Genomic DNA, 14,244 nt, shown 5'->3' on the forward strand with positions numbered 1-14,244 from the left:
ACATTGCCAACCATAACGTGATTGTGATCGAAGCCAAACAATCTGATCTGGTAAGGGGCTTCACTCAACTGGCGGTGGAGTTGGTTGCCCTTGATCAGTGGCTCCAGTCTGACCAGAGAATTTTGTACGGCATTGTTACCACCGGAGAAGACTGGCGTTTCGGTACTTTTAATCGCCAAGAACGTTCTATACAACAAGACCCCAAGCGCTACATCGTCCCAGAAGAGCTAACCGAGTTGCTGGAAATTTTAGTCGGGATTATGAATTGAAACGGTTAATTAATTATAGTGGTTTTTAATTAGGGAATCGGGAATCGGGAATCGGGAATCGGGAATCGGGAATCGGGAATCAGAGGGGAGTAGAGACTTAGATAATTTACAGAAATAAATACAGATGAAAAACCACTATAGTATCTTAATTCAATGGTCAGAGCAAGACCAAACCTACATTGCTAGTTTACCAGAATTTGGTCCTTATGCTCATACCCATGGCAGCAGCTACGAAGAGGCTCTCAAAAATGCTAAAGAAGTGTTAGAGCTTTTGGTAGAAGATTACCAAGCTAGAGGTCAAGAGTTACCTTTATTAAATTATTCAAAAATAACCGTTTAATTAAAGATTACAAAAACCGACTTTGCCACTGCTGATTTTTTCTTGATTATACAGCATCAGCGCAATTTCAAGTTTGAATTCATCCTCAGTCATTTGGCTTTACGGGACAGACTGTCCCAATACTTGCTACCGAATTCTAAATTCTTCATTCTTCATTCTTCATTCTTCATTCTTCATTCTTCATTCTAAACTGACTCCACCCACAACTGGATTGTCTCCAAGTCCCCAAATGGGATCATCTACACTATTGCTATTTTCTTGTAGCTGTTGATTGTTTTGCTGTAACTGTTTAATTTTTACAATTTCATGATGCAAGGCTAATACAACTAATTCCTCAAGATTCTTTACTAGTCCTGTCTGAATTAGTTCTTCTGTAGTTTTCAGCAAATCTGTGGGTAAACTTAAAGTGATTTGATTGACGTTTTCCATGGATAGTATTGTTTGGATGAGAGTGTTGATTATTATTGATTGAGCTTACCTATAGTCTAGGTGAGTTAGCAAAACGAAACTTGCCCATGATTAAGCTAACATTAGCTTAGCGCAATTCTTCCCCATGGCACAGGCATCAACTGAATCCTAACACTGGTTCACTTCACACCCAGTAAAGCTAATCATAATTCCTCTATCCTTGATTAACTCTTCCCTACTCCCTACTCCCTACTCCCTACTCCCTTTTCCCTACCTCCACCATCGACTAACATCATCAACCGCTGCCACCGTTTCTCTTAGGGCTTCAATACCCCCAAACTTGATGATTAAAGGAGCTAATTGAGGAAGAGCTTTAATAAAATTGGGACGGGTTAGACTAGCTATCCCTCTTTTGTCAGTCTCCGGGACACCAATCTTCAGAAGTATTATCAGTCAATCAATACAAGCTATTCTATTAGAAAAAATTGGATACTGTATTTGTTGCTAGAAAAAAATCTGGTAATCCCTTGAACTACAAAAGTTCTAGAATTTAGAAAAGACAAAAGATTTCGGAGAGTGACAGAAGAGGGATAACGGGCAAGATGCCCATTCCACCCACCGGGTCAAACAGCTTTAATGAGATGCACCCTGACACTTTCGAGCTTTGTAGGCGGCGAGAGTCTGTTTTAAGCTGCCCAAATTGGTTCAATCGAGACCCTTGTGACGCTGGGTTCTTTCCACACGGGGCTCTAGCTGCTGAGATGTCAGCACAAGCAAGCCATAAGCCCTTTGACATGATCAGCGATCGCGAAATAAAAACTTTTGCTGATCTTCAGGTTAACCCGTTGGGCTGCTGGGAGGTAGCCTCAACAGTGACCAAACTAATATATAACTTACCTGAATATTTGTCAAGTACATTTTATACAAAAAAATATTAAATTCCCCTGAGATATAGCTTTTCCATTTGAGATGTAAACAGAGGATTGAGGAAACAAGGGAATCTAAAATAGACAACAAGCACTATTATAAAAGAAATACAATGATTTTTTGGGGTTATTCTAAATCAGCCTTATAGTTCACGAGCTATTTGTAAATTTTATTTATTCGAATACAAAAAAAATACAAAGGCTAAGGTTAGCACACAATCTTGACAAGATGGTCTAGTATAAGAGTAAAATAATGGTTAACTAATTCCTGGAAAAATACGGCTAAGTGGCAAGAGAGCGAATAGCTCCACTTCCTGATAGGCTCAAGGGAGTTAGTGTAACGATAAGCCAGGTCAATTTCACATAGGGGTTAGACTCATTTAAGCTCAGGGCTTAATCTACGTCGAAAGCAGGGTAAGCGCAAGAAAAAATGGCTCATAATGTGCATTGGCTGGATATCGGTTGCTCGTGGCTCAAAACCCCTATCATCTCGTAGAACTGTACTCGCAATAGAGTTAAGTTATTGATAATTGTGCCGTCTTTTTATCAATGAGCCACAACTTATTGATTCTTGCGCTTACCCTGATGCCGAAAGGCCTATTAACTCTTAGCCCAAGGCCAAAAAATTTAATTAATTTATGAACCTGCTAGGTTTTTTGTGCTAATTCCTAATGAGCACAGATAACCGAGATTGTAGGTATCCATCGACAGGTCTTGGAATCAATTCCTTGGCCATGATTCCCATACCACTGTGGATTGCCACAGCTGCTAGTGGGAAAGTATTTATTCTTATTCTAATTATTACTAATGTCTCGACAAAAGCGCAAAAGGTCAAGGTGCAGCAGCGGTTGGAGGCTGCAAAGCTGGAAAGTTTGCTTGCCCGCGATCGCAATCATCATTTTGTTGTGTGCCGAGGTAGCAGTAGCCCAGAATCCACCTTCTGAGCTTACATCTCTCCAAAACCAGCTTAAATCTCTCCAAAACCAGGTTAAATTTCTCGAAATCGCCCTGGATACTATCTGGGTGATATTCACTGGTTGTTTAGTGTTCTTTATGAACGCGGGCTTTGGGATGTTGGAGGCTGGTCTTTGCCGCCAAAAGAACGCCGCCAACATTTTGACTAAAAACCTGATTGTGTTTGCCCTGTCTACAGCCGCTTACTGGGCAGTTGGCTTTGCTTTCATGTTTGGCAATGGGAACCCTTTTATAGGTTTGAGTGGCTTTTACCTTAAAAGTAACGATGTCTTCGATTCACTAAAAGATATTGGTATACCCCTCAACGCCAAGTTCTTTTTTCAACTGGTTTTGGCTGGAACTGCTGCCACTATTGTCTCTGGAGCAGTGGCTGAACGCATCAAATTTGCGGCGTTTTGTCTGTTCAGCCTTCTCCTGGTGGCAATCATTTACCCCATCACGGGTCACTGGATTTGGGGAGGAGGCTGGCTAGGAGGAGGCTGGCTAGAATGGCTGAAATTTTGGGACTTTGCTGGTTCAACCGTAGTTCACTCCGTAGGCGGTGGCTCTGCCTTAGTGGGTGTTTACCTTCTCGGACCACGCAAGGGTAAATATATAGATGGCGTGTCCTATGGGCTGTCCGGACACAATCTCAGCCTCGCGATTCTAGGTTGCTTTATTTTATGGCTAGGCTGGTTTGGTTTTAACCCGGGCTCAACGATGGAATTAGATCCCAAGGCAATTAGCCATATTGTCCTGACGACGAATACAGCAGCATGTGCAGGGGGTATTGCCGCAGCTATAGCTACCTGGTTGAACCCATGGGATCTTAACAGTAAGCCTGACCCCACTATGATTATTAACGGAGTACTGTCGGGTTTGGTAGCCATTACCGCATCCTGTCGATTCGTTACCATTGATAGCGCTATCGCTATAGGTCTGCTGGCAGGAATAATTGTGGTCTTCTCAGTGGAATTTTGGGACAGGATGGAAATTGATGATCCAGTAGGTGCTATTTCTGTCCATCTTGTCGGTGGAGTCTGGGGAACCCTGGCTTTAGGCCTTTTCAGTGAAGGAAGTGAAGGAGCTGGTGCTTTGTATAGTGATGGTCCAGTAGCAGGACTATTCCGTGGTGGCGGGATAGATAGTATCCGGCAGCTTTCTATTCAACTACTTGGCATTGTTGCAGTAGGTCTGTCAACGGTTGTCCTGAGCTTGCTGGCTTGGTTATTCGTTAAAAGCATACTTTCCTCAAGTCTGAGGGTTACAGAAAAAGCAGAACGTGAGGGTCTAGATTTCCACGAACACCGTATGAGCGCCTACAGTGGCTTTTTGTTTAAGGCAGATGTCAAGGAATCAGCGCTCAAGGATCCCCCAAGAAAGAATTAACAAACTAAAGAATTAGCAAACTAAAGAGTTAGGAGAGTAATCATGGCGATTATGGACGATAATCTCAATAAAACCGTTGAAAAAATTAACGATGAGCTGAAGAACATCCTTGAAGAAATGAAAGCTCCCAATATAGCCATAATTGGTAAGACTGGTACGGGAAAAAGTACTCTTATCAATAAGGTATTTGGTATAGAAAAAGCCGAAACAAATGCGGGATGGCCTGTAACTAAATCCTTCAATTTTTACACTCCAGAACATAGTTCTGTCGATACACGTAAACCCATGAATTTATACGATTCAGCCGGTTATGAAGCGAATAAAGAACAGGAATTTAAAGAAAATCTGTTTAATTTTCTAAATACCAAACAATCTGAAGGATTACCATCACAAATACACTTGATTTGGTATGTTATAAATGCGGCTTCAAAAAGATTTGAAGACTTCGATGCGGATATCATTAACGAAATAAATCGATTAAAAATTCCTGTGATCATAGTCTTGTCTCAGTGCGATATTGTCAGCAATGAAGATATTAATAAGCTTACAAATGTGATTAAGAAATGTAATTTTGAGAAAGCTTATCACATTCTTGAGGTAGCTGCTAAACCTTTAAATAGTAATAATAAAAAAATTGAATCTTTTGGACTTAAAGAACTGGTAGATAAAACCATTGAGTTATTACCAACTATATATTCAGATGCCATTATTGCCAACCAAATAGTCAAGATTGGAGACAAAAAGAAGGTAGCCTGGAAATACATTGCTGCTGCTGCTACAACTTGCTTTGTATCTGGGCTTGTTCCTATTCCGCTTTCAGCGGTCATAGCCATGATTTCCTCTCAAGTTAATCTTCTAAAAGAAATAGCGAAATTATATAATTCCGATAAGATTATCAAAATAATAGACCCAATTACTGGTCAAACAGGCACGACAGTACTTACTATTGCAGCAGTTGGGACTTTAAACATCTCAGCAACTTTTTTGGTCGGCTTGTTTCCTCCTAGTTTTCTGGCAGCAGAGGCAGCTGCGGGAGGAGTAGCTGCTACCTATATAGTAATTATGGGACTCACGTATACGTCCGTTTGTGATAAATTATCTAAAAGGCATTTTGGTGGTTCTGAGAGTAACCAGGAAGTCAAGGATTTTATTGAAGAAACATTTAGGGAAGAATTTAATAAATATCGAAAAATTAGAGTTAATTCTCCAAAAAAACTTGAACAAATCAAAGACGTTTTTTTATCAAATCGCCTTCAAAATATCAATAATCAAGAAATAATATAAATTCTAAACGATAAACAAAATTACGACAAAATCATTAGGGAGTTAGTAGATGCTCATGATGACATTATAGGTGCAGTTATTATCTCCGACGAAGGGCTACCAGAAACTGATTATATAGGCGAATTATCTGAAGATGAAATTATCGAAATAGCAGAGGCAATAATCAATGTTGCTAGTATTAAACGACCCAACCGAATTTGGTTTGAATATCAAGATTTTGATCTAATTGTTGTTTTTAACGCTAAGGATTATTTATTGCTAGTTAAAGCTAAAAAAACTAATAGACTTGGGAGCCTTAGAAAGACTATTAAAAATACCTCAGAAAAGATTCAGTCTTTAGTTGACCCTAATCCAGCTTCTGGCAATGGTGATCAGCCCAGTGTTAGGCAAAATAATAATGAAAAAAGATACAGGAACAAACCGGAAAGTCCTGAATCTTAGTCAGTTGCTCCACTTCCAGGGCAAAGGCATCTCCCGATCAATCGTCTTGATTATGGGTATTCAACTGAACCCTTAATAACGGGGGGCATTTTGCCCTTGGCCTCAACTCAGATATTCCACCAAGTTTATTAATATTTACCTGTGTCTTGATGCAGTCGCAGGGAGATAGGGTTTGAGTTTTTTGTGATAACTGAGTAGTATCAAATTTCAAGGTAAAAAAGCTTAGCTATTCTATCATCTAAACCGATTTTTTATATATTCACTGTTCCCTGTTACCTGTTCCATATTCCGTGGTATATCAAAATATAAGCCAATGAAAAATACTGTACAAATTCAACATAAGTGAGTAGACAAATCCCTAAAACTTTTATTTGTAAATAAATGTAAAAAAAAAAATACCCCTTGCATTTTTTCGAGGAGTTATGTATACTATAGAAAGTGACGACCGATACTAATAGCCGCGCTGGTTACAACTGTTAACCACGACCAGCGCGGCTTTCCTCCCTCCTAAAAAGGAGTTACTTCCATGATGCAAAAAAAAATCACGATCATCAATCCTCGCTGGCTACATCTCAGTAAGCATTCAGCTTATGCACTACGGGCACGCTACGCGAACAGTTATCAGCTTATGGGCGATGGGCACGCTAGCTGACGGCTGACGGCACCTCAAGTAGCGTGAGCTTTTAGCTCACGGCTGACCGCTGACTGCTGACTGCTGACTGCTGAATAATTAAATTTTACGATAGTAAAAAAACAGGAATATATTTCGACGAATAAAAAAAGAAAAAGGCTAAGGTTAGCATACAACATTGACAATATCCTCTACTATAAGAGTAAGATAGAGCTTAACTGCTTCCTGGAACAACACTGTCAAGTGCCCAGGTAACAAATAGATTCAGTTACTCATAGAATCAAGGGAACTAGTGTAAGGATAAGCCAAGTCAATGGTCACTCATGACTTAGGCTGATTTAAGATTAGGGTGTTATCTACGCCAAAATTTTATCTACGCTAAAAGAGTTTTCACTAGTAGCCTAAGGCCAAAAAAAATTAATTAATTCAGGGGTCTACGCTGAAAGCTGAAAGCTGACGGCTGAAAGCTGACGGCTGAATGCTTACAAGTATTGATTTTTATTCTAAGCACTAAACCTTTGATTACTAATGTCTAAACAAAACCGCAAAAGGTCAAGGTGTACCAGCGGTTGGAGGCTGCAAAGCTGGAAAGTTTGCTTGCCCGCGATCGCAATAATCATCCTGTTGTGTGCCGAGGTAGCAGTAGCCCAGAATCCACCTTTTAAGACTACCCTTGAATCTCTCCAAATTGCCGTGGATACTATCTGGGTGATATTCACTGGTTGTTTAGTATTCTTCATGAACGCGGGCTTTGGGATGTTGGAAGTTGGTCTTTGCCGCCAAAAGAACGCCGCCAACATTTTGACTAAAAACCTGATTGTGTTTGCCCTGTCTACAGTAGCTTACTGGGCAGTTGGCTTTGCTGTGATGTTTGGTGATGGAAACCCTGTTTTAGGTTTCAATGGCTTTTTCCTTTCAGGATTAGATAATAGTCCAGCCATAGGAGAAGCCTACAACGGTGTCTTCTATTCACTAAAAGATATTGGTATACCCCTCAACGCCAAGTTCTTTTTTCAACTGGTTTTTGCTGGAACTGCTGCCACTATTGTCTCTGGAGCAGTGGCCGAGCGCATCAAATTTTCGGCGTTTTGTCTGTTCAGCGTTCTACTTGTGGGCATAATTTACCCAATCACGGGTCACTGGATTTGGGGAGGAGGCTGGCTAGGAGGAGGCTGGCTAGAATGGCTGAAATTTTGGGACTTTGCTGGTTCAACCGTAGTTCACTGCGTAGGCGGTGGCTCTGCCTTAGTAGGTGCTTACCTTCTCGGACCACGCAAGGGCAAATATATAGATGGCGTCTCCTATGGGCTGCCCGGACACAATCTCAGCCTGGCGATTCTAGGTTGCTCGATTTTATGGCTGGGCTGGTTTGGTTTTAATCCCGGCTCAAGCATTTTTAATCCCGGAACAACGAATTTAGATCCCAACTCCATTAGCCATATTGTCCTCACGACGAATATAGCAGCTTGTGCAGGGGGTATTGCCGCAGCTATAACTACCTGGTTTGACCCAAGGGATCCTGACAGTAAGCCTGACCCCACTATGATTATTAACGGAGTACTGTCGGGTTTAGTAGCTATTACTGCATCCTGTGCATTCGTTACGATTGGTAAAGCTATTGCTATAGGTCTGCTGGCAGGAATAATTGTGGTCTTTTCAGTGGACTTCTGGGACAGGATGAAAATTGATGATCCAGTAGGTGCTATTTCTGTCCATCTTGTCAGTGGAGTCTGGGGAACACTGGCTTTAGCTCTTTTCAGTGAAGGACCTGGTGATTTGTATAGTATTGGTAACGGTCCAGTAGCCGGACTATTCTGTGGTGGCGGGATAGATAGTATCCGGCAGCTTTTTATTCAACTACTCGGCATTGTTGCAGTAGGTCTGTCAACGGTTGTCATGAGCTGGCTGGCTTGGTTATTTGTTAAAAGCATACTTTCCTCAAGTCTGAGAGTTACAGAAAAAGCAGAAATTGAAGGTCTAGATTTCCACGAACACCGTATGACTGCCTACAGTGGCTTTTTGCTTAAGGCAGATGTCAAGCAATCATCGCTGAGAGATCAGCAAAGACATAATTAATATCATGTCCAGTTGAATACTTACACTTTGGCTAAAGTAAGGCAGAAGGCAGAAGGCAGAAGGCGCTTAGTATAAGTACTCAACCGGACATGATATTACCTGTTCCCTGTTCTAGAGTAGTTTAATCAAAAATAATCCCATGACCAGAATCAAGATGATGTCAAAACAACCACAATATTACGATCTAATTGTTAGGGAGTTAGTAGCTGATAATGATGACATTGTAGGTGCAGTTATCCTCTATAAACAGTTACCTATTACTGAATATATAGGTGAATTAAATAAAACTGAAACTCTAAAAATAGCAGATAAAATAATCGAGTTTCACAAATCTATTAACCGCTTACCTAGTCTGGTAAACAACGAAAAAATATTCATTGAATCTAGAGATACTTTGCTGATTGTTGTTTTTTATCCTAATCAGTGTTTGTTGCTAGTTAAAGCTAAGCAAACTGATATCCTTGGCAGGATTATACATGCTATTGAAGAAACATCACAAAAGATTCAGTATTTACTTGACCCTAGAGCAGCTTATCGGAATGGTTATCAGTTCTTTGATCAGCCAAAGGATAATGAAATAATATACAGGAATAAACCCCTAAGTCCTGAATTTTAGGACGTTCCCAAATTTCAATACAACTGGGGCACAAAGAATTGCTCATACAGAGGTGGGCGCACATAATTATTGGGAGCCTTCTTGCGTGGGGGTAATTCTAGAGGTTCCGGTGTCATATCAACGTAGGGAATCTTGCTGAGAATATGACTGATGCAATTAAGCCGAGCACGCTTTTTGTCATCAGCTTCCACCGTGAACCAGGGGGCTTCTGGAATATTGGTGTGAGCCAACATGTTGTCTTTTGCTTGAGAATATTCCACCCAGCGATCGCGAGATTCTAGATCCATCGGGCTGAGCTTCCAGCGACGAGCGGGATCGGTGGTGCGAGATTGGAACCGTCGCTCTTGCTCCTCATCGCTTACTGAAAACCAATACTTCAGCAAAATTATGCCGGATCTGACCAACATCTGCTCAAATTCTGGGCAGGTTTGCATGAATTCCTGATACTGTGCATCGGTACAAAAACCCATCACATGCTCCACCCCAGCTCGATTGTACCAACTGCGGTCAAAACAGACAATTTCACCGGCTGCGGGCAGATGAGCTACATAGCGCTGGAAATACCATTGGGTCTTTTCCCGATCACTGGGTGTACCCAATGCCACAATTCGGCAGCCACGTGGATTTAGGGGTTCGGTAATCCGTTTAATAGTCCCTCCCTTACCCGCTGCATCACGTCCTTCAAACACAATCACAATCCGGGTCCCAGTATGCTTAGTCCAGTATTGCATTTTCACCAGTTCCAATTGCAGACGGGCAAGCTCCTTTTCATAAATTTTCCTGGGAAGTTTAGAGCTGCCTTCTGCCTCAGAAATGTGGTAGAACACTCTTCGTTCTGAATTGGGGAGATTGGCCTTCTTTTGTTTCTTGAGTTTTTTCTTATTTAATTTTTCCTTATTTAATTTTTTATTATCTTTCTTTTTACTATCTGCTGCTAGTAGATGCTTCTTTTTGCTCGCCCGTTGGGACTTATCCCCATTCATAGATTTAGTTTTCATTGCTATACAACCCTGTATTTGTATTGAGCTTGATGTAGGGTGGGCAGTGGATCAGGCAGATTCACCAAGCTAGCCATCGGTTTGCTAGGCACTGCCCACTTTAGGATTTGCCCTTTGCCTAAAACCAAGCATTAATTGAGCTAAGAGGGAATTCACCGATTTTCTAATCCTCTAACTCGTTGCTCTAAGGCATTCATTCTTTCCTCTAAATCTAATTTATCAGATTCTTGGGTGATGCTATATCCAATCAATTGTTCTAATATCCTTTCTTGTCGTTGTTGGTTGTCTTGAGACCTTAATTGTCTTTCTTGTAGTTCAAGTTGACCAGCTTGTAGTTCAAGTTGACCAGCTTGTAGTTCAGCTTGAACAGCTAGCATCTGTTCTAATATTGTCTCTTGTCGTTGTTGGTTCTCTTGAAACTTTAATTGTGTTTCTTGAAACTTTAATTGTGTTTCTTGTAGTTCACGTTGAACAGCTAGCATCTGTTCTAATGTTACTTCAATTCGATCTAATCTGTTCGAGCCGTTGTTAGTCATTGTTAATTTATTAATTTAATTAGGTCTTATTGATAGCCCTTGGCCAATGGCTATAATTTATTATGACTCCAAGCTTCTAACTCCTGAGATCTACGGTGGGCAGTGGATCAGGCAGATTCACCAAGCTGGTCATAGGATTGCTAGGCACTGCCCACCCTACGATTAATGTGCTGGATAAAGTTGGTGCGTTCGCGTAGCGTAGCCCTTCGGGCTAATCGCAACTCTAGATCGCCTTGGCAAAATTAGCTGGATCTTGGTCACGTCGGTGACGGATGGGAATAGGAGAACCTTGAGCATTTCCTACTAAAGAGGCAGTTTTTTCCAGAGACTCTCTGAGCCTCTTAGCAGCATATATAGACATATCCCGAGGAACACTAATTCTGTCGCGCAAATATCGCAGAGCAGGATCTGAACCCAACGGTGGCATAAAGGTTTCCCCGGTAATCATGTGTGTCAAGGCACAACGGAGGGCTGGATCAAACAAGGTCTCGTCGGCGGGGTTAACTCGAATGATATTAGTGCGGTGTTTAAGCACTCGTTGGAGAGCTTCAGTACGGGAAGTCTCCGGTTCTGGGTAAGTTACATCCGGTAGCCCTTCCCAAGGACCATTGTCCACCCGTGCCTGATTGACTAACGTCTGGGGTTTATCGTTTGGCCAGCAACCCCCCATCTGGGGAGGCAAATCATGGACATGGGTGTGGAAGTCGCTCTGTGTGCCACGATAGGTAGGTCGGGTTTCCATGGCTTCAAACCAAGCTGCCAATCGAGGATTTTCTTCCCTTATAGAATAGCCTTTGTAGTAATAAAGACTGGCATTCATGCGTTCGACATAAGGCATGAAAATCACATCAACAGTACCGAACTGATCCAGAAAGTAAGGACCTGGAGTGGAGCTTAGGGCATTTTCCACCATCTCCACCACTTGAATAAATTGGTCTTGGTGATGTTGCTCTTCTTTAGATGAACGTGTAGGATAGCACAGCCAAGTACACCAAGCTCTAAACAGAAGTCTCTCCAACTGCCTTAGCTTTATGACAGCCGGGTCTTTCATGCTTTGCTCTAAGGGTTTAAAAACCCGCTCTAATCCGATTAAAATGTCATCACTTTCGGTGATAAAGTTACCATCTAGCTCTAGGGCTGGTAGCATTCCGGATGGCACTTTCTGCTTGTACCAACGTTCTTTCTTACCATAACAAAACATGGTAATTTTTTGGATACGATAAGGAATTTGTTTTTCTTCCAACCATAGCCAAATTTTCTGGCAGTAAGGGCACCAAGCGTGGTTATCCCGGTATAGGGTAACCCGAATATCAGATTCACTAAAACCAAATAGGCGCAAACAAGATTGAGCGTTAGTAGCTCCATTAACGGTATCTATTTTAAAATCCGTCAGAGCTTCTAGTTCTTGCCAGCTTAGGGGGGCGATACTCATGGGGGTGGGTTTAATTAAAGTTTGTTACAAAAGATACTATCGCATATTTTGTGTAAGCTATCAGCTATCAGCTATCAGCTATCAGCTATCAGCTATTGAATAAAATAAGCTGTTCGCGTAGCGTGAGCTTTTAGCTCACGGCTGACGGCTGACGGCTAACGGCTGATAGCTGACAGCTGAATCCTTAGGACTAAGACAGTGATAAACCTGAGCTTGGTAACCATCCACGGTTATTAAATTATTAACAGAATTCTCAGCAGAACAATTAGGTAACTCTTCAACTGTTGCGTTAAAATTCACCAACCATAAATCTATGGTACTTGACAAATCAGCGACAGTTTGTTTAAGAGTGAGAGCAGCCGGACAATTGCTCTGCTGGCACTGAATTTGGTCTTGATGTGCCAATATAAATTGGGGATTAACTGAGGATAGTTTTTGATCAGCCTTCTGTTGGAATTCCCAAGCCAGCCCCATCATTTCACCAGTCTGTACCAAGGTGTTGTGAGTAGTAGCAATTAGTATCGGTACTGATGACTGTTGTTCAATTATGGGTACCAATAAATCTGGACGATAGTATTTTTGATAGCCTAGATTGCTGACTACGGTAATACTACTCAAAAACCCCATTATCAAAACTAGCGCTATGGTTTTTGGTCTACTAGGGCTACTATTGTCAGTGGAATTTGTGGTTGAGGCGCGAGGGTTACTCACGGCTAGGGCGGCTGCTACTAAGACAATCACAGCAGGGAAGTAAACGAAACTATACCGAGCACCACGGGTGAGGTCAGTACCAAGGCAGTAAGTAATACCAAAAAATAATGCGATCGCACTAATCAAGAAACTCCCTAAAACCCCTGTGACCAAACCAGTCTGAGGGTGATTTAGTTGTATTTTTAGATAGCGATAGAGAATCGGGAGCAACCAGATTAGAAACACTAACATCACCAAACCCGAAGCAATGACCACGATCAGGGAAGATGACTCTACCGGCAATAGCGATAACATGGTGATCCAAGCAGCGAAAGCTTGAAAAATTGGCTTGCTCCAAGCCCAACTCCCTTCAGTGCTACTGATAATCCATTCAGTCATCTGAGCATCGTAACTCGATAGCCACACCGGTAACCAAACTAATCCTCCCATAGCACTACCTACAGCAACTGCACCAATGCGCCGGATTGGATAGGGTCGAGAAGGAGAAATTTTGGCTAATCCCCAAAGTCCTAATAAAACCATGGCCTCAGCACACAGGGTCAGGAGAAAAAAATAGTGGGTTGCTATACCTAAACAATTAACCACTACCCAAGACAGGGATATCCAAATCGGTAGAACAGTCTGGCGTTGAAGATGTTGTACAGCAATAACTAAGCAGCACAGGGATGCCATTACCCACAAAATAGCTAAGGTGTAATGACGGGCTTCCTGGGCTAGAAAGACACCGTAGGGAGACACAGCCATAATTGCTGCTGCTAGTTGAGCCACTAACCGGGAACGAAACCCTACCCAGCTCAGTCCATAGATTACTGGAATTGATACTATACCGAACAGGGCGGGAAGCGATCGCATCCCCCAAATTACTAAGTCGCTATGCTGTAACGATGTTCCATCGAACGCCTGTACACCGAAGGAAAATAGCCTCATCCACCAGTTCGCCAGGACAAAATATAGGGGAGGGTGGTGATCCTCAGTAAATAAATGATGAATAACTGCTGATGCTCCCGATTCTGGATTAAATGCCAGTGGTTGTAACAGGGTAGATAGGGAAATGGCTTGGTCTAGGGGTAAGGTTTGATAACTATTGCCCAAGCTGAACACGATTGTGGCAAATTCATCGGTCCAGGGGGACTTCAGGGTGAGGTTAGTGAAGCGTAAAACACTGCCAATAGTAATCCAAAATAATAGCAACAGGGGCTGAAACCAGAGACTTCTCAGGAAAGTTTTCAAAAA

At 41.9% G+C, this 14,244-nt stretch carries 13 protein-coding genes and 1 pseudogene; 9 read left to right on the forward strand and 5 right to left on the reverse strand.

What is annotated here, in order from left to right; all coding sequences use genetic code 11:
* A pseudogene (locus F6K51_RS00005) lies at positions 1–269 on the forward strand (hypothetical protein); the annotation flags it as partial.
* A 124-nt stretch (positions 270–393) separates the two neighbouring features.
* Positions 394–609 (forward strand): type II toxin-antitoxin system HicB family antitoxin, encoded by a 216-nt coding sequence (locus tag F6K51_RS00010; protein ID WP_293017232.1) that lies wholly within the window; start codon positions 394–396, stop codon positions 607–609.
* A 180-nt stretch (positions 610–789) separates the two neighbouring features.
* On the opposite strand, the gene F6K51_RS00015 is transcribed toward F6K51_RS00010, so the two are convergent.
* On the reverse strand, positions 790–1,038 hold the full coding sequence (locus tag F6K51_RS00015; protein ID WP_293017233.1) for a hypothetical protein: 249 nt from the start codon (positions 1,036–1,038) through the stop codon (positions 790–792).
* Positions 1,039–1,237: 199 nt separating this feature from the next.
* On the opposite strand from F6K51_RS00015, the gene F6K51_RS00020 reads away from it, so the two are divergent.
* From F6K51_RS00020 to F6K51_RS00050, 7 genes are all read left to right on the forward strand, one after another.
* On the forward strand, positions 1,238–1,381 hold the full coding sequence (locus F6K51_RS00020; protein ID WP_293017234.1) for a hypothetical protein: 144 nt from the start codon (positions 1,238–1,240) through the stop codon (positions 1,379–1,381).
* A 1,233-nt stretch (positions 1,382–2,614) separates the two neighbouring features.
* A complete protein-coding gene (locus tag F6K51_RS00025) occupies positions 2,615–2,887 on the forward strand; it encodes a hypothetical protein (protein WP_293017235.1) in 273 nt (90 codons plus the stop codon).
* The gene (locus F6K51_RS00030) at positions 2,844–4,286 is read left to right on the forward strand and encodes an ammonium transporter (protein WP_293017236.1); all 1,443 of its coding nucleotides are present in this window, start codon (positions 2,844–2,846) and stop codon (positions 4,284–4,286) included. Before F6K51_RS00025 ends, F6K51_RS00030 begins: the two co-directional genes overlap by 44 nt.
* A gap of 42 nt (positions 4,287–4,328) precedes the next feature.
* Complete coding sequence (locus tag F6K51_RS00035) at positions 4,329–5,570, forward strand: GTPase (RefSeq protein ID WP_293017237.1); 1,242 nt, start codon at positions 4,329–4,331, stop codon at positions 5,568–5,570.
* A gap of 967 nt (positions 5,571–6,537) precedes the next feature.
* Positions 6,538–6,663, forward strand: coding sequence for a hypothetical protein (locus tag F6K51_RS00040; RefSeq protein ID WP_293017238.1), 126 nt, complete (start codon positions 6,538–6,540; stop codon positions 6,661–6,663).
* Between the two features lie 507 nt (positions 6,664–7,170).
* On the forward strand, positions 7,171–8,718 hold the full coding sequence (locus F6K51_RS00045) for an ammonium transporter (RefSeq protein WP_293017239.1): 1,548 nt from the start codon (positions 7,171–7,173) through the stop codon (positions 8,716–8,718).
* 139 nt (positions 8,719–8,857) lie between these two features.
* Positions 8,858–9,334, forward strand: coding sequence for a hypothetical protein (locus F6K51_RS00050; protein WP_293017240.1), 477 nt, complete (start codon positions 8,858–8,860; stop codon positions 9,332–9,334).
* 14 nt (positions 9,335–9,348) lie between these two features.
* Here the strand turns inward: F6K51_RS00050 and ppk2 are convergent, their stop codons facing one another.
* The 4 genes from ppk2 to F6K51_RS00070 all read right to left on the reverse strand — a co-directional run bounded on the left by ppk2 (position 9,349) and on the right by F6K51_RS00070 (position 14,241).
* Positions 9,349–10,332 carry a polyphosphate kinase 2 gene (ppk2, locus tag F6K51_RS00055; RefSeq protein ID WP_293017241.1) on the reverse strand — a complete coding sequence of 328 codons (984 nt, stop codon included), beginning with the start codon at positions 10,330–10,332 and terminating at the stop codon, positions 9,349–9,351.
* Positions 10,333–10,484: 152 nt separating this feature from the next.
* On the reverse strand, positions 10,485–10,868 hold the full coding sequence (locus F6K51_RS00060; RefSeq protein ID WP_293017242.1) for a hypothetical protein: 384 nt from the start codon (positions 10,866–10,868) through the stop codon (positions 10,485–10,487).
* A 223-nt stretch (positions 10,869–11,091) separates the two neighbouring features.
* Positions 11,092–12,300 (reverse strand): glutathione S-transferase family protein, encoded by a 1,209-nt coding sequence (locus F6K51_RS00065; RefSeq protein WP_293017243.1) that lies wholly within the window; start codon positions 12,298–12,300, stop codon positions 11,092–11,094.
* A 135-nt stretch (positions 12,301–12,435) separates the two neighbouring features.
* Entirely contained in the window at positions 12,436–14,241 is a 1,806-nt protein-coding gene (locus F6K51_RS00070; RefSeq protein WP_293017244.1) for a phospholipid carrier-dependent glycosyltransferase, read from the reverse strand.
* Between the last annotated feature and the right edge of the window lie 3 nt (positions 14,242–14,244).

The organism is Moorena sp. SIO3I8, assembly GCF_010692325.1.
Classification (GTDB): Bacteria; Cyanobacteriota; Cyanobacteriia; order Cyanobacteriales; family Coleofasciculaceae; genus Moorena.

Excerpts from the sequence above, each read along its gene's own strand:
- F6K51_RS00010 (WP_293017232.1), top strand. The coding sequence starts at position 394 with ATGAAAAACCACTATAGTATCTTAATTCAATGGTCAGAGCAAGACCAA.
- F6K51_RS00015 (WP_293017233.1), bottom strand. The coding sequence starts at position 1,038 with ATGGAAAACGTCAATCAAATCACTTTAAGTTTACCCACAGATTTGCTG.
- F6K51_RS00025 (WP_293017235.1), top strand. The coding sequence starts at position 2,615 with ATGAGCACAGATAACCGAGATTGTAGGTATCCATCGACAGGTCTTGGA.
- F6K51_RS00035 (WP_293017237.1), top strand. The coding sequence starts at position 4,329 with ATGGCGATTATGGACGATAATCTCAATAAAACCGTTGAAAAAATTAAC.
- F6K51_RS00040 (WP_293017238.1), top strand. The coding sequence starts at position 6,538 with ATGATGCAAAAAAAAATCACGATCATCAATCCTCGCTGGCTACATCTC.
- F6K51_RS00045 (WP_293017239.1), top strand. The coding sequence starts at position 7,171 with ATGTCTAAACAAAACCGCAAAAGGTCAAGGTGTACCAGCGGTTGGAGG.
- F6K51_RS00050 (WP_293017240.1), top strand. The coding sequence starts at position 8,858 with ATGACCAGAATCAAGATGATGTCAAAACAACCACAATATTACGATCTA.
- ppk2 (WP_293017241.1), bottom strand. The coding sequence starts at position 10,332 with ATGAAAACTAAATCTATGAATGGGGATAAGTCCCAACGGGCGAGCAAA.
- F6K51_RS00060 (WP_293017242.1), bottom strand. The coding sequence starts at position 10,868 with ATGACTAACAACGGCTCGAACAGATTAGATCGAATTGAAGTAACATTA.
- F6K51_RS00065 (WP_293017243.1), bottom strand. The coding sequence starts at position 12,300 with ATGAGTATCGCCCCCCTAAGCTGGCAAGAACTAGAAGCTCTGACGGAT.